The 21,208-nt window shown below is 68.0% G+C and carries 11 protein-coding genes; 6 read left to right on the top strand and 5 right to left on the bottom strand.

Annotation, left to right across the window (positions count from 1 at the left end):
- The first annotated feature begins 41 nt into the window (after nucleotides 1-41).
- Nucleotides 42-1,565, top strand: coding sequence for an aldehyde dehydrogenase family protein (locus OG462_RS39345; RefSeq protein ID WP_406065461.1), 1,524 nt, complete (start codon nucleotides 42-44; stop codon nucleotides 1,563-1,565).
- 371 nt (nucleotides 1,566-1,936) lie between these two features.
- On the opposite strand, the gene OG462_RS39340 is transcribed toward OG462_RS39345, so the two are convergent.
- Entirely contained in the window at nucleotides 1,937-2,602 is a 666-nt protein-coding gene (locus tag OG462_RS39340) for a response regulator transcription factor (protein ID WP_329619369.1), read from the bottom strand.
- 36 nt (nucleotides 2,603-2,638) lie between these two features.
- Nucleotides 2,639-3,817, bottom strand: a complete 1,179-nt coding sequence (locus OG462_RS39335) for a sensor histidine kinase (protein ID WP_406065460.1) — start codon at nucleotides 3,815-3,817, stop codon at nucleotides 2,639-2,641.
- 162 nt (nucleotides 3,818-3,979) lie between these two features.
- On the opposite strand from OG462_RS39335, the gene OG462_RS39330 reads away from it, so the two are divergent.
- The 3 genes from OG462_RS39330 to OG462_RS39320 all read left to right on the top strand — a co-directional run bounded on the left by OG462_RS39330 (nucleotide 3,980) and on the right by OG462_RS39320 (nucleotide 6,911).
- Nucleotides 3,980-4,636 (top strand): ABC transporter ATP-binding protein, encoded by a 657-nt coding sequence (locus OG462_RS39330; RefSeq protein WP_406065458.1) that lies wholly within the window; start codon nucleotides 3,980-3,982, stop codon nucleotides 4,634-4,636.
- Nucleotides 4,636-5,973, top strand: a complete 1,338-nt coding sequence (locus OG462_RS39325) for an FtsX-like permease family protein (protein WP_406065456.1) — start codon at nucleotides 4,636-4,638, stop codon at nucleotides 5,971-5,973. The genes OG462_RS39330 and OG462_RS39325 overlap by 1 nt, the downstream gene beginning before the upstream one ends.
- Nucleotides 5,974-6,263: 290 nt before the next feature.
- Nucleotides 6,264-6,911 (top strand): DUF4097 family beta strand repeat-containing protein, encoded by a 648-nt coding sequence (locus tag OG462_RS39320; protein WP_406065454.1) that lies wholly within the window; start codon nucleotides 6,264-6,266, stop codon nucleotides 6,909-6,911.
- Between the two features lie 296 nt (nucleotides 6,912-7,207).
- Here the strand turns inward: OG462_RS39320 and OG462_RS39315 are convergent, their stop codons facing one another.
- Together OG462_RS39315 and OG462_RS39310 are read right to left on the bottom strand one after the other, a co-directional pair.
- A complete protein-coding gene (locus OG462_RS39315) occupies nucleotides 7,208-7,978 on the bottom strand; it encodes a transposase (RefSeq protein ID WP_406065452.1) in 771 nt (256 codons plus the stop codon).
- 20 nt (nucleotides 7,979-7,998) lie between these two features.
- A complete protein-coding gene (locus OG462_RS39310) occupies nucleotides 7,999-8,136 on the bottom strand; it encodes a hypothetical protein (protein ID WP_406065450.1) in 138 nt (45 codons plus the stop codon).
- 148 nt (nucleotides 8,137-8,284) lie between these two features.
- Between OG462_RS39310 and OG462_RS39305 the strand changes: the two genes are divergently transcribed.
- Nucleotides 8,285-9,913, top strand: a complete 1,629-nt coding sequence (locus tag OG462_RS39305) for an ISAzo13 family transposase (RefSeq protein WP_406053500.1) — start codon at nucleotides 8,285-8,287, stop codon at nucleotides 9,911-9,913.
- A gap of 516 nt (nucleotides 9,914-10,429) precedes the next feature.
- Here the strand turns inward: OG462_RS39305 and OG462_RS39300 are convergent.
- Nucleotides 10,430-13,951, bottom strand: a complete 3,522-nt coding sequence (locus tag OG462_RS39300) for a DNRLRE domain-containing protein (RefSeq protein WP_406065448.1) — start codon at nucleotides 13,949-13,951, stop codon at nucleotides 10,430-10,432.
- Nucleotides 13,952-14,603: 652 nt separating this feature from the next.
- Between OG462_RS39300 and OG462_RS39295 the strand changes: the two genes are divergently transcribed.
- Nucleotides 14,604-21,206 (top strand): RHS repeat domain-containing protein, encoded by a 6,603-nt coding sequence (locus OG462_RS39295; protein WP_406065447.1) that lies wholly within the window; start codon nucleotides 14,604-14,606, stop codon nucleotides 21,204-21,206.
- The last annotated feature ends 2 nt before the right edge of the window (nucleotides 21,207-21,208 follow it).

The raw sequence follows: 21,208 nt of genomic DNA, 5'->3' as shown, positions 1-21,208 counted from the left end.
GCCGGTCAGGGACGACCGGCCGTCGCAGGGAGGCCATACCCATGACCCGTTACGCCGCACCCGGTACCGAGGGCGCGCTCATGTCGTACGAGGCCCGCTACGACCACTGGATCGGAGGCGCGTACGTCGCTCCGGCGCTCGGCCGCTACTTCGAGAATCCCAGCCCGATCGACGGCCGCCCCTTCACGGAGGTCGCGCGCGGCACCGCCGAGGACGTGGAACGCGCGCTGGACGCGGCGCACGCGGCGGCCCCGGCGTGGGGGCGGACGGCGCCGGCGGAGCGCGCGGCCGTCCTGCTGCGGATCGCGGACCGGATGGAGAGCAGTCTGGAGGCGCTCGCGGTCGCGGAGAGCTGGGACAACGGCAAGCCGGTCCGGGAGACGCTGGCCGCCGACATCCCGCTCGCGATCGACCACTTCCGCTACTTCGCGGGGGCGCTGCGGGCCCAGGAGGGTGCGCTGAGCGAGATCGACGACGACACCGTCGCGTACCACTTCCACGAGCCGCTGGGGGTCGTCGCCCAGATCATCCCGTGGAACTTCCCGATCCTGATGGCGGTCTGGAAGCTGGCGCCGGCGCTCGCCGCGGGCAACGCGGTGATCCTCAAGCCGGCCGAACAGACCCCGGCCTCGGTGCACTTCTGGCTGAGCCTCGTCGCGGACCTGCTGCCGCCGGGCGTCCTTAACGTCGTCAACGGCTTCGGTGAGGAGGCCGGCAAGCCGCTCGCGTCCTCGCCGCGCGTCGCCAAGATCGCCTTCACCGGTGAGACGTCGACGGGCCGCCTGATCATGGGCTACGCCTCCGAGAACCTCAAGCCGGTCACCCTCGAACTCGGCGGCAAGTCCCCGAACATCTTCTTCGACGACGTGTGGGCGGCGGACGACGACTTCCGAGACAAGGCCCTCGAGGGCTTCACGATGTTCGCCCTCAACCAGGGCGAGGTCTGTACCTGCCCCTCGCGCGCCCTCGTCCAGCGGGGCCACTACGGCGAGTTCCTGGAGGCGGCGGTAGCCCGTACGGAGAAGATCGTCCCGGGCCATCCCCTGGACACGGACACGATGATCGGCGCCCAGGCCTCGGCCGACCAACTCCGCAAGATCGCCTCGTACCTGGAGATCGGACAGAAGGAGGGCGCGAAGATCCTGACGGGTGGTCACATCGTCGAGCACGGCGGCGAACTGGCGGGCGGGTACTACGTCCAGCCGACCATCTTCGAGGGCGACAACCGCATGCGGGTCTTCCAGGAGGAGATCTTCGGCCCGGTGGTGGCGGTGACGTCCTTCACGGACTTCGACGACGCGATCAGCACGGCCAACGACACCCTGTACGGCCTCGGCGCCGGCGTCTGGACCCGCGACACGAACACCGCCTACCGCGCGGGCCGCGCCATCCAGGCGGGCCGCGTCTGGACCAACTGCTACCACGCGTACCCGGCCCACGCGGCCTTCGGCGGCTACAAGCAGTCGGGCATCGGCCGCGAGACCCACCGCATGATGCTGGACCACTACCAGCAGACGAAAAATCTTCTCGTGTCGTACTCGCCGAAGAAGCTCGGCTTCTTCTAGCGGCACGAAAAGAGGCGCCTGACCTGGGCTTTTGCCCGTCAGGCGCCTCTCGTTCGCCTTGCCGAGAAAGGGGTCTCGTTTGCGCCGAAACTCCCAGTTCATCCCACCGGTATCCCGCTCCTGACCAGCTCTTCCGGACCAGTCACGGACCCCCCCCCAGACGCCTCGCCCCGGCTGACGCGGCCCCACTCCTCCATGGACTGCTCGATCCGGTCACGGCCGACCGGGAGGCTTCAACAAGATCGTGTTACGAGCTCGTAGGGAACAGGATTCTGGGGCCGACACGTGTTGAGAGCGCTCCCAAAACCTGCGGCACCAAATCAAGGCTCACGGAGCTGTGGGCGCTGCTGGACGGTGCCCGGGGCCAATCCTCAATTGTATTCGAACCAGGCCAGAATGGCCTTGACGCGCCGATTGTCCTCGTCGGGAGGCATGCCGAGCTTCACGAAAACGTTCGCCACATGCTTACTCACGGCAGCGCCGGAAAGAAACAGCTCCGTCGCGATTTCTGCGTTGGAGTGCCCTTCGGCCATGTGGGCGAGCACTTCCCTTTCCCGAGCGGTGAGCCGGGCAAGCGGCCCCTGTGGCGAGTCCGCGCGGGTGACGTGGCGAACAACCTCGGGGTCGATCACGACGCCACCTGCGGAGACCGTCTCGACAGCTCGCAGGAAGTCGGCGACTCTGCCCACTTTCTCCTTGAGCAGGTATCCGACGGCTCCGTCGGCACCCGGGCCGTTCAGAAGCTCCCTCACATAGGGGCCCGTGACGTAGGCGGAGAGAACCAACACCGGCAGGTCCCGGTGACGGGAGCGCAGATCGATCGCGGCACGCAGTCCGTCGTCGGTGTTTTTGGGGGGCATGCGGACATCCGTGATCACCATGTTCGGGGCGGCTCCGGCATGCACCAGCTCGTCGACTGCGGCAACCAGTTCGTCGGCGTCCTCGCATTCGCGGATGACATCATGAGCGTGGGAGGTCAAGATTTCCCGGATGCCGGCCCTTATCAGCACGCTGTCATCTGCCAGAACAATTCTCATGACCCCCCTCCCCGGGGAACGTCCTGCTTCAATTTATCACCATGGGGGTTGGCTGGGAGCGGACGCTACAACCAGCGTCCCGCCACCCGGTGGGCTGAGAATTTCGAGATTCCCGCCGACGCTTCGCATTCGCTCGCGCAGTCCGGCGAGCCCGGAGCCCGTGTCGATTCTCGCACCGCCGACACCATCGTCGTGCACACGCACGTGTACGTCTGTCGTCGCGCATCGTAGGTCGATCCGAGCGTTTCCCACACCTGCGTGTTTCGAGATGTTCGTCAGGGCTTCGGACACCGTGAAGTATACGGCGGTCGCAGTCGGTGACGAAAGCTGGGCGTCATCGCCGGTGCTGGTCAGTTCGACCCGCAAAGGTGATCGTGCGGCCAGCTCTCGGACGGCGGCGATGAGACCGAGGTCGCTCAGTTCACGGGGATGGATGTCGCGCACCGTGTCCCTCAGCCGTTCGAGTGCGCGCTCCGCGTGAGCCTGGGCCTGCCGTGCCAGCCGCACGATTCGTTCCTGGTCGGCGGCTGCGGCCGTGGCCGTGGCCGTGGCTTCCAGCATCCCGAGACGCATGACGACGGCGACGAGTTCCTGTTGGGCGCCGTCGTGCAGATCGCGTTCGATGCGTTGTCGCTCGAATTCGAAGGCCGCTGTCAGCGAAGCCCTACTGGTCCGGAGCTCCTCCAGTTTCGCGAGCAGATCCGGGTCCCGGTTTCTGGAGAAGGCGCGCAGGAGAAAGTCGCGAAGAAATGATGTGCCGGTCAGTACGGTAGTGGTGACCGCGCCGAGAACGATGCCTGCGGGCATCGCCAGGAGGGTTTCCCCAACGGATTCAGGGGTGAATGGACCGACCTGCGCAGCGATACCGAAGAGCCAGAAGACGGGGGAGAACACCAACGCGGCAGCGCCGATGAATCCGAAGAAGGCCACCAGCAGTGACAGTGCGGACAGGAGTACGGCGGTCACGAAAACCGGGAGGTCGGTGCGCCACATCGACCGTGAACGCAGCCGGAGTACCACCCACTTTGCCCAGCTGTGGTCCGAGGGTTTCAGGGGCATCGTCTCGACGCCGCACCACCGGGCTCTCGAACGGTCCGTCTCCGCCACCACCGGGGCCGAGACCGGCGCGACGAGAATGGAAAGCAGCAGAATCGGAAAAGCCATTGCCGCGATGCATTCCGTCAGCACCCTCCGGGCAATACGAATCTGCGCCATGCCCGCCATTGTCGCATACTGCGGATCGCGCAAAAGGTAGACCTAGGTCTACCTTCAAGCAGTGCAGACACCCGTGTGGCTCCCGCCGCGCCCTGCTTAGCTCGATGCATGCCTATCTCAGCTGCCGCTTCCGTGCCGTGCATCCGTTTGCGCGGCCTACATATGGACTTCCCCGTCCCGGGCCGTCGACGCGAGACGACGCGCGTCCTGCACGATATCGACCTGGACATTCCCGAAGGCCGGCTGACCGCCATCGTCGGCCCCTCCGGGTCGGGCAAGTCGACGCTCCTGCTCTGCATGGCTGGTCTGGAGCAAGCGACCGCGGGTTCCATCGAGGTCCTGGGAACGGATGTCCTGTCGCTCCCCCCTCGCAAGCAGGCCGCATTCCGCAGTGAGAACGTCGGATTCATCTTCCAGGAGTACAACCTCGTCAGCTCGCTGACGGTCGAGGACAGGCTCGGTATCGCCCAGCACGCGCGGCGGCGCCCCGACCGGCTCTCCGGAGGGGAACGCCAGCGCGTCGCGGTGGCCCGGGTCGTCGCGAATCAGCCGCGGATCGTCTTCGCCGACGAGCCGACCGGCGCGCTCGACCTCAAGTCGGGTCACGTCGTGCTCGATTGGCTGCAGGCACTTCCCGCGCAGGGAACCACGGTCCTCATGGTCACACACGATCCTCATGCGGCCGCACGTGCTGACCAGGTCGTGGTGCTGGGGTCCGGGCGAGTGCACGCCGTCATTCCTGGTGGCGACTCCCACGCGGTGAGCGATGCCGTCCTCGCGGCGCAGTCGGAGGACGAAGCGGGTGAGCAGGCGTCGTGATGCGACTTGTCCTGTCGGACATTCGGATGCAGGCGTCCATGTGGTTGTGGACGTTCCTGTGCGCAATGGTCGGTGCGGCATGCGCAGCGGGCTCGGTCATCGCCATGTTCACCGCCGTCTCGGCAGCGCGGGCGGCGGGTGATGCGCGGATGGTCTCCGCGTCGATCGCACTCGGCGGCAACATCGTCTTCTTCACCGTGCTTGCCGCCGTGGGCATCGTCGCATCCACCGTCGGACTGACCTTGACGACCCAGCGACGCGATCACGCCCTGTGGGCGATCCTCGGGATCCCGCGCAATCGCATCAGATCCATTCTGCGCACGGAACTGATCGTGCTCGGCACTGCAGCCGGCGCGCTGGCAGTACCGCTGGCCCCTCTTGTCGCGAGCACCACGCTCTCACAGTGGACGACCACGGGACTCGACCTGCACGGAGCCACGGCCGGATTCCAGCTCTGGCACGTCGGGGCGAGCGTGCTGTCCGGAGTGGTTCCGTGTCTGCTCGGCGGCTGGGGAGTCACGCGCCGCGCCGCCAAGACACCGGAGATGCGCGCGTTCCGAGACCTCTCCGATCCACCGGCGCGGCCCGGCGTCACGCGCAGCGTTCTCGCCCTCTGCCTCCTCGCCGGTGTGGTCGGGATGTGGATTCCCGGGCTGGGACTCGAACTCGAAGGCGGGATCGCACAGCGGACGGCCTTCGCTTTCGCCGGCGACCTCTTTCTCATCTGCCTGTTGCTGCTGATGGGGCCGTGGGTGCTCACACCTCTGATGAGGTTCTGGACCGCGCTCCTGCCCTCGCGCGGTGTCGCCTGGCACCTTGCCGTGCAATCGTGCCGCACCCGCGCGGCGAGAAGCGTCGCCACGGTGCTGCCCTTCGCCCTCTCCTTGTCGTTCGTCGGACTCTTCATGGTCATGGGGAACGTCATGCCCGGAAGCGCCGCCGGGCTGGACGATGTCCTGGTCGTGCTGGGCTGGGTCTTCGTCGTGTCCTGGGTCGGCGGCCTTGCTGTGATCGCTCTGGTCGGGCGGGAACGCACACGTGATTCCGCCATCGTGGCGGTCGCCGGTGCGCGACCGGGCGTGGTCACCCGATCAACGATCTATGAGGGAGTGATCTACGCGGGGACGGCGATCATCTTCGGTGCGATCTCCATCGCGGTGACGAGTGCCACTATCGCCGTGGGCGCCAAGATCAGCGTCGTCCGGGTTCTGGACGGCCTCCCCTGGGCGACTCTCGGCGTGCTCGCCGGCGTGACGCTTGTGACCACCTGCCTCGCTCTGGCTCTCCAAGCCGCCCGTGTGTCGCGCACGGTCGCAGCCCGGGCTCTGCGCTCGTGAAGCAGGGCGACGTCCGTACCGGTCGCCGCGACAGCAGAATCCCCCGCCCGGTATTCAGGTTGCCTGCTGACGCCACGGAACGAACTCGCCACCGATGCGATCGCGGCCTTTGAACCAACCACCACCATGAACGGCATGCGTCACCTGCATGTCCAGAACTATGAAGGAATGAATCAATGGGAATTAGGCCTCACGCTGTGCTCGTCCTCGGGGGTGTCGCGATCCTCACTGTCGCAGCCACGGGATGCGGTCCGGACGGTGCCCCGGCGAACACAGTCGTGGAATCGAAAATGTTTGATTTCAGTGGGGACAGCCTGACCGTGAAGTCCGACTCCGCCGACCTGGAACTCGTAGCCGCCGATGTCAAGGGCGTTCGGGTGACGCGGCAGGTCAGCGGTACGAAAGTTGGCGGCGAAATAGAATCCGGATGGAAGCTCGAAGGGGGCGTTCTCACGCTCTCGCTGGACTGCACGGGCCTCTCCGTCAACTGCGGCGCGAAGTACACCGTGAAGGTACCGCGCGACGTCGCGATCACTGCCGAGAACGACAAGGGTCTTGTTGAAGCCACGGGCTTCACCGCAGACTTCTCGGCCAAAGCCGGCGACATGCGGTTGTCGGACCTCAGCGGGCCCCATCTGGATCTGGAAGGCCGCGATGGAACCATCGAAGGCGACAGGATCTCCGCAAGGTCGGTCACCGTCGCCTCACGGAACGGCGACAACGAGCTGAACTTCGTCTCCGCACCTGACCTCGTCGATGTGCGAAGCCAGGACGGCGACGTTCGGCTCGGCCTGCCGGAGGCGACGTACGCAGTCGACACGGCCGCCAAGAAGGGTGACATCACAATGGATGTCACGAAAGACGACACAAGTGACCATGCCGTGAGGATTCACACCCGTAACGGAGACATCGTCATCGCCAAGGGGGAGGCGCCTTGATGGCTGTACCGTAAATGCTCCCTGGGTCGGCGCCAGTGGGGCGTGCGACGTTACAGGACATGACCGTCTCGCTGGGTGCCCTGCTGCCCACCGCAGCCGGGCCACCTACTGAAGTACGGTCGCCGTGCGGGACTGCGCCGAGATTCGAGCACCTGATGGAATAAGTGGATGGCATTCTTCCGCTCCCCCGACGGCCTGATCGGTCTCAGGCGCCGACAGACCGCATCCTCAGGGCTGTCCCGTAAATGATCTCCGAGCCGCCTCGGACATGGTCGATCGCGGTCAAGCCCGTTGATCTATCCGGCGAGGGCGAGGTTGTGCATCCGCGCGATGCCGAGTACGGCGTGGTGGACGCCAGCGCCCTTCAAGAGGCAGTCTCGGAGGATCTTCCAGGTCTTCATCCGGGCGAAGACGTGCTCGACGCGGGCCCGGACCTGCTTGTGGGACTTGTTGTGCTCCTCTTTCCAGCCGCGGAGTTCGGTCTGACCGCGCTCGCGGCGGTACGGGATGACCAGTCCGGTGCCCGGGTAGCCGCCGTCGGCGATCGTGAGCGTCTTGCCGACGGCGGCCTTGGCCCCGGACTCCTCCCACGCCTTGCAGTCGTTGCGGTTCCCAGCGAGCGGCCGGCCGACCACGACGACCAGCCGTATGTCGGCGTCGATGACGACCTGGTGGTTGGTGGAGTACCGATAGTCCTTCGACCGCTCGGCGATGGCGTGGTCACGGGTGGGGACCAAGGTGCCGTCCACGATGAGCACGGCGTCGTTCGCGAACCGCTTACGGGACTGGAGCGCGAACATCGGCCCGAGGTGGTCGATGATGCGGTCCGCCGCCGACTTCGACACCCCGAACAACAACGCGAGCCGCCTCATGGTCAGGTTCGTTCGCCAGTACGCCACGACAAGCAGGGCCCGATCCTCCAGCGGAAGACTCCACGGCCGGCCCTTGCGGACCGCGTCCGCACCCGCGCGACGCAGCACCTTCACCAGCTTCCCGATGGCACGCGGGCTCAGCCCGGAGAACGGGGTTATCCAGCAAGACTCCGACGCCGTGATCACACCATTCACTGCGTGATCATTCCACTGCTTCAGGCGGGGTTCTCGGCCCCCATGACCGACGCGGGCACAGCCTCGCTCAGCTCCACAGCCCAGGCATCGTCGGGCAAGGCGTAGTGGAACAGGACGGCGTAGTGACGGCCTGCGTGTTCTCGCAGCTCCCATGGCATGTCAGCAGGCTGCCACAACTGCCGTGTCGGAGGCTCGCGGGTATCCCGGCTCTCACAAGGGCGCGTCCGGCCAGCGTTTACGGGACAGCCCTTAGGGTCTGCCGATCATCAAGGTGTTGCTTTCAGAGCTCGGGCTCGTTGGTGTCGTATGCGCATCCCGGACGAGACTCGTGATCAACTTGCCGTGAAGTTCGCGGTGTTGTTCCCACACCTGGACGAACGACAGCGGCGGCTGCTGATGGCCGCGGAGGCCCGAGGACTGGGCCATGGCGGCATTCGGGCCGTGGCCCGGGCGGCCGGGGTGAGCGGGACGACGGTTCGCAAGGGCATGTCCGACCTGGAGACAGGCCAGTTCCTGACCGGGCGGGTGCGGCGGCCGGGCGGCGGACGCAAACGCGTCGCGGACCTCGACCCTGGACTGCGGGGTGCCCTGCTGAGCCTGGTCGAGCCGGACGAACGTGGTGATCCGATGTCGCCGTTGCGGTGGACGACGAAGTCGACCCGCACGCTGGCGGCCGAGCTGACCCGTCAGGGTCACCGGGTCGGTGCGGACACCGTCGCCGGTCTGCTGCGGCAGGAGGGGTTCCGGCTGCAGGCCAATGCCAAGACACTCGAGGGCAGCCAGCATGCCGACCGGGATGCCCAGTTCCGGTATCTCAACGAGCAGGCACGTGATCACCAGGATGCCGGCCAGCCGGTGATCAGCGTGGACACCAAGAAGAAAGAGCTGGTCGGCGACTTCCACAACCATGGCCGTTCCTGGCGGCCCACAGGCGAACCGGTGCCGGTCCGCGTCCACGACTTCGCCGATCCGCTGCTGGGCAAGGCCATCCCTTATGGCGTCTACGACCTGGCGGCCAACACCGGCTGGGTCAATGTCGGCACCGACCACGACACCGCCGCGTTCGCGGTGGAGTCGATCCGACGCTGGTGGCACGGTCAGGGCCGGGCCGACTACCCGCAAGCTTCCCGGCTGCTGATCACCGCCGATGCGGGCGGGTCCAACGGCTATCGCGCCCGGGCCTGGAAACTCCACCTCGCCCGCCTGGCCGCGGAAACCGGGCTGGTCATCACGGTCTGCCACCTGCCGCCGGGCACGTCGAAGTGGAACAAGATCGAGCACCGGCTCTTCTCCCACATCACGATGAACTGGCGCGGTCGCCCGCTGACCAGCCACGAAGTCATCCTCGAGTCGATCGCCGCGACCACCACCCGCACCGGACTGCGGGTGAAGGCCGAGCTGGACACCAACACCTACCCCACCGGCGTCGGTGTCGGCGACGCGGAGATGGCGGCCCTGCCGCTGACCCGGCACACCTTCCACGGCGAGTGGAACTATGCCCTGCACCCCCAGCCGAGCCCGGCCGTCCCGGCAGCCCGCAACGGCCGGCCACCGACACCGCCGTGGCACTCGGCGCTGCTGTCCGACCCCGAACTGACGGGCCTGACTCCACACCAGCTGCAGAACCTCATCCACACCCTGGCCGCGAAGGGCCTTCCCCGCCGCGGACGCCCACCCCGCCTCACCTTCGCCGACCAGGTCCTGGCCACCGTGCTCCACCTGCGCGTCAACCTGGCCGCGGAACCTCTTGCCGTTCTGTTCAACAGCAGCCGCACCGCAATGCACCGCACCCTGCTGAAGATCAGGAAACTGCTTGAAGCACAGGGCATCATCATCTCGCCGGCCGTCATCCCACCGACCGCCCTGCCAGCCCTTCGAGCCCGAGTGGCCGCCCAAAGCAGCAGCCCCAACAGCAAGATCAAAGCGGCAGGTTAATGATCGGCAGACCCTTAGCCCTGGCGATTTTCTCTCTCGTAGCCCGTTGGATCGAGGCATTCTCCGTGGAGACCTGTCGGCCCGCCCCTCGTTGTGTGCCGGCTCGCCGCCGCCACGGGCCATCGGTCAGGGACCCACTCCGTGCCGACCAAGATCCGGGCCATACGCGGCCACCAGCACTCGAAAAACCTGCTGGTGTCGTACTCGCCGAAGAAGCTCGGGTTCTTCCAGCCTCGCGCTTTCATGCGATGGGCTCGATGCCCAGGTCGTGCGCCAGTTGGTCCACGGCGGTTTCAGGAGCGACGGCGCTGCTGACGACGCCCGGGCCACGCATGGATGCCTCCTGGCCCCGCACACTGGCCGGCGCCATCGCGCCGCACGCCTGATCCTCCTCGCGGGCCCGCACCCCGCGCATGCCGCACACGGACATCGGCCGGCTCTGAACCCGCCGGGAAATGGAGCGGGCCCCGGCCGGAATCTCCGACCGGGGCCCACCCCTCGTACGCGTGCCGGGCGTCAGCCGATGGCCAGCTTGTTCTTCCAGCCGATGCCGTTGCTGTTGCCGATGATGGTCACGCCTGCGTGTGCCATCTCGCCCGTGGTGCCTGCGTAGAAGCGCACCGAGCCGTCCACCCGCAGGGTCCAGATGTCCGGGATCTTGTCCCCGTTCGCGTCAGGGGTGCCCAGGAGCAGCCGGATGCTGCTGGAGTGCCAGCCGGACCGGCCGTAGATCGTGTCGCCGCCCGTCGCCGAGGCAGCCGCCTGCGCGAGCGAATCAAGGTCCACTCCGCCGCCCGCGGCCGGCTTGCCCTGCCGCAGCATCAGCTGCGAGGTGGCGTCGGTCCGGAAGATCAGGTCGGTGACCCCGTCTCCCGTGATGTCCATGACGGAGACGATGTCCCGGTCGGCCCAGCCGGAGGACCAGAGCCGGACGGCCTTGTCGACCGTGGCGCCGTTGTAGCCGACCAGGACCCAGCTCTCCGCGCCGATGGTCACGAAGAAGTCGGCCTTGCCGTCCCCCGTGGCGTCCCCGGCGGACACGATCTGCGTGTACGTCGAGGGGTCCGGGGCACCCGCGGGCAGCAGGATCTGTTGCCGCTTGTCGATGTTGACCGCGCCGTAGCCGTCACCGGGGTACACCCACAGTTTGCCGTCCTTGAGGGCGATCAGGTCCTGGAAGCCGTCACCACCGTAGACGTCGCCGTTGTGGGTGATGAGGGTGTTCTTCCAGTAGCCCGACGGGGGCGCCGAGTACGCCGGCAGGCCGTCGTTGCCGTTGGGGTCCTTGGCGGGGTTGTTCCGGTACGCGCCCGCCATGGAGAACCCGAGGTCACCCGTGCCCTTGGCGAGGTCGGTCTGGTGCTCGGACGGGTAGAGCCGCAGATTGCCGTTTCCGTCCACGACCATCATGTCCGGCAGTTTGTCCCCGGTGAAGTCGCCGGGGGTGTCGGCCTCGTCCCTCGGGGAGAGGTAGAAGAGGTGCTTCCGCGGCTCCGAACGGTGTCCGGCGTCGTCCACCGCCCACACGTACAGCACGTTCGGCCCGGCGAGCGGCGGCTTGACGCTGCTGATGGTGGTGAGCGTGTCCACGGAGGCTCCGGCCGTGCGTTCGACCTTGAAGTCCCGTGCGCCCTGGTTGAACCCGTACTCGTAGTAGTCCACGTCCGTCTGGGCGGCCTTGAACTGGAAGGTGCCCGTCTCGCCGAACTTCTTCTTGCTCCACAGCGAGTCCTCGCCGTCGCTGCCGAAGCCGTTGTCCAGGGCGTCCGCGTCCGGGAAGTCCGTGGAGATGACGGTCGGCGGCGAGGGCCGCGCGCTGTCGAAGACGAACCGGCACGGGGTCTTGGCCGGCGAGTAGGACGCCGAGGCCGAACCGGTCTTGTCGACCGTCTTGGCCCGCCAGGAGTACGTCTGGCCGTTGACCAGCTTGAGCCCGGTGGAACCGGTGGCGAACGGATCGGTGTGGGTCTTGCCCGAGCTGCCGCCGACCGGAGCCTTGCCCTTGGCGCCGAGCATGTTGCCGGTGCCGCCGCTGGGCCACAGCTCGAAGTTGACCGAGGACAGGTTGCCGTCCTTGTCCCTCGCGTCCGCCCAGAAGGTCAGGGTGGAGGAGCCGACGTTGATGTACGGGGCGGTGGTGTCGCAGCTGAAGTCGGGAGCCAGGTCGAGGTTGGTCGGGGCCTCGGGACGCCGGTTGTACTCAAGGAGCACGTGCGGGTCGTTGCCTCCGTCGGCCTGGAACTTCTTCCAGGCGAACTGGTCGTTCTCGTTGACCGCCTTGAACCCGATGGTCATCGTCGGCCAGCCGCCGTTGACCGCGCGCTGCGCCGTGGACTTCACGTCGAAGCTGACGTACTTGTCCGGGCAGGAGCTGGACTTCCAGCCGTGAGCGAACTTGCCGCCGCCGATCCGGTTGCCCGAGTGCATCGAGGGCGCGTTGTTCCAGTTGGTCTTGGAGGAGATCGGCGTCGTGATGTGGACGTCCATGCTGCGGGCGTTGCATGACCAGGCGTACGTCTCCAGCGCGTACAACCGGGCGTCGGTGACGAGTGCGCCCTTGAGGTCCGGGTCCCAGTCGATGCTGAAGAAGGACCGGGAGGTGCCCCAGGTGTCGGACTCGTAGCCGACCCGGGCCTCGTGGGTGCCGCCCTTGTTGAAGTTCTTGCCGTTGTAGAAGGTGGCGTTCTTGTGGCGGCTGTACGCCGTGGTCCAGTCGTTGGTGTGCTTGTTGACCGAGGGGTCGATGAACACCGGGTAGACCGTCGAGGGGTCGGCCAGGAACTCCTGGTCGGCGCTGATGGTCCAGTTGGAGCCGTCGAGGTCGGTGGCGACCACCGTACCGTGGGACTCGGGCTGCGGGCCGTTCAGCGCGGGCAGCGACAGCGTGGCCGCAGCGCCGGTCTGCGAGGGCTCGGGCGAGGCCTCCGCGGGAGCGGAGGGGTCCGGCCCGATGCCCGAGGTCGCCGAGGGGTCGGCGGCCTCGTCGCCCGCCTCCGGCAGGGTCTCGTTGAACAGGTCCCCGTCGTCGCTGTCGTTGACCGAGTCGGTGGGCTCGGTGGTCGCCGTGCCGGACTCCGCCGGGTCGGGCGAGGGGGCGTCGGTCTCGCCCTCGACGGGGGTCTCGGTGGGGAGCACCTCCTCGCCGGGGGTGGCCGTGCCGCCGCCCTGGCCGTCGGTGGTGGCGGGTACGCCCGCACTGTCCCACATCAGCGGAGTCGGGGACTCGGCGATGTCCTCGCCGTTCTCGTCGACCGCGCTGACCACGTTGGTCAGCGGGTCCAGGGAGAACGTGAGGTCGGGCGAGGAGAGCCCGTACGAGAGCTGGGCCACCTTCGGATTCGCCGCGGCCTCGCGGGTCTTGACCACGAGCAGCTGGGCGAAGCCTCCGTCGTCGGCGGTCAGGACGAGGTCGGCGCCGGGCAATATCTCCGGATACAGGGCCCGGGACCCGTCGATCACCGGTGTCGGGATGGCCTCGGGCCAGGTCACGACGATCTGGTGTTCGCCCACCGTGAGGGTGGCCAGGGTGTTGCCGGTGCCCGGGGTGACCCCGGACAGCAGGGAGACCCGGCGGACGGAGGCGCGCGAGGCGCGTTCCGTACCGGCCTTGCCCTCCTTGGACTCGGGCGCCGCGGCGCCGCCGGAGAACACCACCGGGCTGTTGACCGCGCGAGGTGTCCAGCCCCCGTCCACCTTCGTCAGGCGGGTGTCGATGCGCTTCCAGACGCCGTCCACCTTGGCCCGGATCGGGCTGGCGTGGATCTTTCGCAGCATCTTCCCGTCGGGCTTGGCCCACGTGGTCGAGTACGCGGTCTGCAGGGCCGAGATCTCCACCGGCTTACCGGACTTGGCGGCCCGCGCCACCGCATCGGATTCGCCAACCGGAACGTTTGCGTGCCGACCCTGTGCGTCTGCTGTGGGCGCGTCTTCCTCGGTCTGGCTCAGACCGACGTACGTCAGTCCAGTGGCCAGCACGGCCGCCGCCGCCCCGGCGGCCAGCGCCCGGCGCCCGGGCGCGCGGCGCCATCTGCTCGTCATGAGCGAAGTTCCCTTTCCCCCCACCGGCCCTGCCCGTCAAGGGCAGTGGCCAGGCTCTTTTCACGTACCTGTGCGCGCCGACGCCTGATGTCCCACAGGCCTGACGGTGCCTGCGCATCATGGCCGACGCGGCGGAAGGCGTCACCTGCACGGGTCTGGAGCTCCAGATACCCGGGCCTCCGCTCCGCAGAGTCCGCGAGGCCTCTTCCCGGCCCGCCGACGTCGATCAAATGGCTTGAACACGCCTTAATTTGACTGAAACTACTATGGACTTTCTCCCATCTTGACCGAAATTCATCGCGAATCACGTGCGTCAGGGGATATGGGGCCGGGTGCTCCACAGGGCTGGTTGGTCCGCATCCTGCCCTCCTGAACCCCCTTGCCCCCGTTGGCCCCGTGGCGATCGTCACTTGATCTGGCCTTTATTCATCGCATCCGCACACAATCACCATCGATCACCGTGGGACACCTGTGCACACGCGCGGGTTCCCGTCCGAAAAGTCCGGGGGGACTTGCTTTGCCTGCACAGCCATCCGTGCGCAGACGCCTGCGCGCCACTTTCATCCCTGCGCTCAGCGCCGCCACGCTGGTAGCCCTGCTACCGGCTCAGGCGTTGGCGCAACCTCCGGACCCGGATGCCGGAACCGTCTCGGTGCCGCGCGAGACCCTCGCCCTCGAGGGCCTGCCCGACCCGCGCTTCGTCACCGGAGCCGACCGGGACGCCAATCTGAGCCGGCTCGGGGTGCCAACTCCGGCCACCCAGACGACGCCCCCGTCCGGGACCACCACCAAGCCCGCCGGCGCCGGCGACACCGTCACCTTCGGCGCCTCGGTCCAGCAGGCGTCTTTCGCCGCTCCGGCCGCGGACGCGGACCCGGTGCCCCCGCAGCGGGTCGGCGCCCTGCCGGTGAAGATCGGCCAGGCCGAGGGAGCGACAGCCCCCACCGGCACCTGGCGCGTGGACATCGCCGGCCCCACGTCCGCCGCCTCGGACGGGGTCGAGGGGTCCGTGCTGACGGTGAGCGCGCCCAGCACCGGCACCGTGCCGGTCAAGGTGCAGGTCGAGTACGGGGCGTACCGGAACCTCAACGGCGCCGACTGGTCCTCCCGGCTGCGCCTGGTCCAGTTCCCCGAGTGCTACGCGACCACTCCCGACGTCGAGGAGTGCCAGCAGTACACGGAGCTGGAGACGGTCAACGACGCTCAGGCCAAGACGATCACGGCCACCGTCGACACCGCGGCCGACGGCGCCACGGTCCCGGCCGTCGCCGCAGCCACGCCGCAGGCCAACGGTTCCGGCGTGATGCAGGCGGCCTGGGTCCAGCCCGCCTCCACCTCCGGTGACAAGGCCGTCATCGGCGCCGTCGACTCCGGCGCCTCCGAGAGCGGCTCCTTCAAGGCCACCCCGCTGGCCTCCAGCGGCACCTGGGCTGCGGGCGACGCCTCCGGCGGCTTCAGCTGGGAGTACCCGCTGACCGTGCCCCCGGCACCTGCGGGCCCCACGCCCAAGATCAGCTTCAAGTACAACTCCCAGTGGGTGGACGGCAAGACGGCCACCTCCACCCCGCAGTCCTCCTGGCTCGGCGAGGGCTGGGACTACGACCCGGGCCGCATCGAGCGCCGCTACCGCGCCTGCAAGGACGACACCAAGGCCGTCGCCGCGGGCGGCGCCAACAACACGTCCAAGAAGGACAAGGAGTCCTCGGACCTCTGCTGGGTGTCCGACAACGCCGTGATCTCCCTCAACGGCCGGACCTCCGAGCTGGTGAAGGTGGGCTCCACCGACACCTACCGCCTGCAGAACGACGACGGCACCCGCATCGAGCGCCGTACGGGCATCGACAACGGCGACAACGACGGCGAGCACTGGGTCGTCACCACCACGGACGGCACCCAGTACTTCTACGGCCTGGACAAGATCGGCGGCGGCCACGCCGACACCGACTCGGTCCTCACCGTTCCGGTCTTCGGCAACCACCCGGGCGAGCCCTGCCACGCGACCGCTTTCGCCGACTCCCGTTGCGGGGCCGGCAAGCGACAGGCCTGGCAGTGGGGCCTGGACAAGGTCCTGGACGTCCACGGCAACGTCATGATCGTCAACTGGGCCCGCGCCACCAACTACTACGCGGTCAACAAGAAGTTCAAGACGCCCGAGGTCTACCACCGCGGCGCCCTGCCGGACTTCATCGAGTACGGACTGCGCAACGACAACCTCGGCGGCACTCCCGCCGCGAAGGTCAACTTCGGTCTCTACCAGCGCTGTCTGTCCGCGGCCCCGGCGTGTGACTCCGCGAACTTCGACAACACCAAGGACCCGGCCTCCTACCGCCCCTGGTGGGACACCCCCGGCAACCTCAACTGCAAGTCGGACTCCAAGCTGTGCCCGGCCTTCCCGTCCTTCTGGGTCCGGATGCGCCTGGGCTACGTCTCCACCTACGCCCACCGGCCCGGCGCCACCGGCCTCGTCAAGGTCGACCAGTACCAGCTCAAGCAGTCCTTCCCGCGTGACTGGTACAGCACCTCCCCGGCCATGTGGCTCAGTGGCATCACCCACTACGGCTACACCCCCACCGCCTCCAGCGGGACCCTCATGTCCAAGGAGGGCGTGACCTTCGAGCCGTACACCGTGGGTCCCGGCGAGCCGCTGTCCGGCTATCTGAAGGACAAGCAGCTGCCCAACCTGGTCCGCAAGGACAGTCAGGACCAGCGCCCCGGCTTCCCCCGCCCCCGCATCGGCACCGTCTACACGCAGCACGGCGGTCAGATCGATGTGACGTACAAGGGCGGCTGCCAGTACCAGCCGACGGTAGCCCCCGAGAACAACACCAAGACCTGCTTCCCGGTCCGCTGGTCCCCGGACGGTGACGAGAAGAAGCCGGGCCTGGCCTGGTTCAACAAGTACCTCGTGCACACGGTCACCGAGAACGACCGCATCACCGGCGTCTCCGACCGCATCACCACCCGGTACGACTACTCCGGCGCGGCCTGGGCCAAGAGCAACGACGAGTTCACCCGCCCCGAGCTGCGCACGTACAGCGACTGGCGCGGCTTCCAGAAGGTGAGCACGTACAAGGGCAGGAAGAGCAGCGCCGCGCCGCAGACCCAGTCGTACTCCGTCACCCGCTACTTCCGCGGCACCGGCGGAGCCGTCAAGGACTCCACGGACACCGTGACCCTGCTCGCGGACGACTCCGACGCCTACGCGGGCATGGTCGCCGAGACCATCACCTACGACGGCACAGGCGGCAAGGTCCTCAAGCGGACCCTCAACCAGCCCTGGTCCCGCCAGGCCGCCTCCCGCACCCGCGAGGGCACCGACCCACTGGTCGCGTACCAGACGGGGGTCAAGCGCAGCGAGGCGATCCAGACGGTCGGCAGCAGTTGGCAGGCCGTCCGCACCGACACCACCGTCGACGGCACCTACAACCTGCCCACGCAGGTGGAGGTGTCCGTGGTCAAGCCGAACGGCACCGGTGAGACCCTCAGCGACCAGACCTGCTCCACCACGCAGTACGTCCACAACACGGACGCCAACCTCATCGGCCTGGTGAGCCGGATCCGCAAGACCGGCGTGTCGTGCAGCCAGCACAACACCACAGCGGGCACCGCCGCGCTCGTCACCGCGGAGATGATGTCCTACGACGGCCAGTCCTGGGGCACCACGCCCGTCAAGGGCCTGATGACCGTCTCCGCGGAGTCCAACTCGGACGGCACCCACCACAGTGTCGTCACCTCGAGCACCTACGACCCGCTGGGACGCATCCGCACCGTCAAGCGGCCGGTCATCGGCACCACCGAGACCCGCTACACCCCCGGTGACACCGGCGGCCCGGTGACAGCGATCACCACCGTCAACGAAAAGGGCCACACGACCGTCAGCGAGCTCGACCCGGGCCGAGGCCTGCCGGTCACGATCACCGACCTCAACGGCCGGGTCGTGCGCAACGAGTACGACGCCTTCGGCCGCCTGGTCAAGGGCTGGACGGCGAGCCGCTCCGGCGGCACCCAGAAGCCCGACGTGATGATCTCCTACCAGATGGCGGAGGCCGCTTCCTCGACGACCAAGCCCTCCGCGGTGACGGTGTACAAGCTCAAGGACGACGAGACCTACACCAAGGGGGTGACGATCTACGACGGCCTCATGCGCGTGGTCCAGACCCAGGCGGAGGCCCACGGCTCCGGCCGCATCGTCACCGACACCCGCTACAACGACCACGGCCTGACGGCGGAGGCCACCAAGCCGTACCTGGTCAAGGGCGAGCCCACGACCGTGCAGTTCAAGCGGGTCTCCGACACCCTCGTACCGATGCTCACCCGCACCCAGTACGACGGTCTCGAACGCCCCGTGCGCGCCAGCCACTACCGCGGCGGCGCCTTCATGAACTACAACAAGTGGGTCTACGGCGACACGAACACGGTCGCCTTCCCGGCCGGCGGCGCCGCCCCCGCGGTGAACACCTGGACCGACGCCCTGGGCCGCGTGGCCAAGATCCAGCACGCGTCCAGCGTCTCCAGCACCCCGATCTGGCGGAGCACCACGTACGGCTACGACTCCCGCGGCAACCGGGAGAAGGTCACCGACCCGGCGGGCAACGCCTGGTCCTGGACCTTCGACACCCGGCACCGCACCCTCTCCAGCACGGACCCCGACACGGGCGCCGTGAGCTACGGCTACGACGACGCCGACCGCCGGACCACCGCCACCGACAGCCGGGGCACCGTCCACACCTCGTACGACGCGCTCGGCCGGATCACGGCCGTGCGCACCGGCGGCGCGGAGTCCGCGCCGATCCGGGAGTTCACCTACGACAGCCTGCCCGGCGCGCTGGGCAAGCCGGTCTCCTCCATCCGCCACGACGCGAGCGGCGACTACGTCAACCGGGTCACCGGCTACGACACCGAGTACCGGCCCACCGGCCGCGAGACGGTGATCCCGGCCAACTCCATGACCACCGGCGTCTCCGGCACGTACAAGTACGCGTTCGCCTACACGCCCACCGGCAGGCTGCTGAGCACCACGCTCCCGGCCAAGGGCGGGCTCGCAGCCGAGAAGGTCGTCACCCGCTACAACTCCGACGGCCTGCCGGAGAGCACCTCGGGTGCCACCTGGTACACCTCCGACGTCACCTACTCCCCGTACGGGGAGCCGATGCGCACCACCAGCGGTGCCCAGCCCTACCGGGTCTGGACCACCAACTTCCTCAACGACTACACCGGTCAGCTCCAGCGCACCGTCGTGGACCGCGAGTCCTCGGCCTCCCCGCGGGTGAGCAGCACGCACTACGCGTACGACTACGCGGGCAACATCACCTCGCAGGCGCGCAAGCTGACCGACAACGGCACGTCCGTGTGGGACACCCAGTGCTACACGCACGACGTCGCCGGGCAGATGGTCCATGCCTGGACCTCGAACATCACCCCGACGCTGGCCAGCACCGGCTGCAAGAGCGCGGACGGCTCCACCTGGGGTCCCCGCACCGACCAGAGGGCGATCCGCGGGCCGATCGCCCGGGCTGCGGACAGCGTCACCGACACCACCGCCCCGGACAGCACCCTGACCGCCTCCCTGGCCGCCAACGCCCCCGCGGCGGGCACGGTCGCGGGCGGCGCCACGGGCTACTACGACAGCTACACCTTCGACGTCATCGGCAACCGCGCCACCCAGGTCAAGCACGACGCGGCCGACCCCACGAAGGACGTCAGGCTCACCTTCGAGTACGGCAAGACGGTCGCCGGAAACGGAACCTCGGCCCCGACCGAGACCCAGCCGCACACCCTGACCTCGGTCACCTCCGAGCCGGGGACCGGCAGCTCGTACGCGTACGACGCTGCGGGCAACACCACCACCCGCACGCTGCCGGGCGGCACCCAGGACCTCGTCTGGACCCGGGAGAACCGCCTCGGCACGATCAAGGCGGGCGGGGTCACCACCCAGTACGTCTACGACGCCGACGGCAACCGCCTGCTGGAGAACACCCCCTCGGGCAGCGTGCTGTACCTCGGCGAGATGGAGCTGACCACCACCGCGGGCACGATCACCAAGGCCAGCCGGGTCTACACGCACGCCGGCGCGCCCACCGTGGTCCGGTCCACCCTCAACGGCGCCACCACGGGGCACAAGCTCGACGTCCTGATCGGCGACCAGGTCGGCACCGCCACCACCAGCATCGCCCTCGCCTCCGGCCAGGCGGTCACCCGCCGCTCCTACAAGCCGTACGGCGAGGTGCGTGGCACGAAGCCGGCCTCCTGGCCGAACAAGCGCGGCTACCTGGGCGTGGGCATCGAGGACCCCTCGGGCCTGACCCATCTGGGTGCCCGCGAGTACGACCCGGCCACCGGCCGGTTCGCCTCCGCGGACGCGCTGATCGACTTCGCGGACCCGCTCCAGGTCAACGGCTACGCGTACAGCCACAACAACCCGGTCACGCGCAGCGACCCGACGGGCCTGTACGACCCGGACGAGCGGGCCTACTGCACCAACAACCCCGGCGACTGCTCCGGCAGCCGCTACGTCGGCGAGGGCAAGGGCACCGACAAGGGCCAGGGCGGCAACGGCGACTCCCCGGGCGACAAGCGGCCGACGTACTGGGACGAGCAGCACAAGTACGACAGCGACCGTGCCGAGATCCTGCGCAAGGCGCGGCTCAAGCAGATCATGGAGGAGCACAAGTTCAACGTCGGCCGGTTCCTCGACAAGGTCGAGGACATCGACCGCCGGACCTGCCGCCACATGGGCCCGGAGAAGGCGGGCTGCTACGGCGCGTCCCGAGGCAGCCAGTGGGTGGCCGCGAAGTACCTCGAGGACATCCTGGAACTGATCGACGAGTCCTGGAGCAAGTCCACGGACGGCCAAAAGGAGGACAAGGAGCAGCGGCGGGGCAAGGACGGACCTCATTTCGCCTTCAACAACGACGAGTTCGAGCTCGCGCTCTACCTCGCGGGCAACGGGCAGGAGGTCAAGTCCCGCAACGACCAGCCGGGCGGCGTCGGCAAGCACTTCGACGCCTGGGTCGGCGGGTCCGCCGCCGAGTTCAAGGTCTTGAAGTCGAATTCCAGTAGCGCAGTCCAGCAGGCCCTCAAGGCCGGCCGTGACAAGCGTGCCGATGTCGTCATCATCGACGGCCGGAACGCCGACATATCCTTTGACACGGCCAAGAAGGGGCTCGACTCGTTCGCCTTCAACAGCACGTCGCACGACTTCACCCACGTGCGGCTGATCGGCTACGGCTACGACAAGACCTTCCACGTGCGCTGAGG

The organism is Streptomyces sp. NBC_01077, assembly GCF_045162855.1.
In the GTDB taxonomy this organism is placed as follows: Bacteria; Actinomycetota; Actinomycetes; order Streptomycetales; family Streptomycetaceae; genus Streptomyces.
The sequence above is the reverse complement of the archived record's forward strand: the minus strand, read 5'-3'. Positions and strand labels throughout refer to the sequence as shown.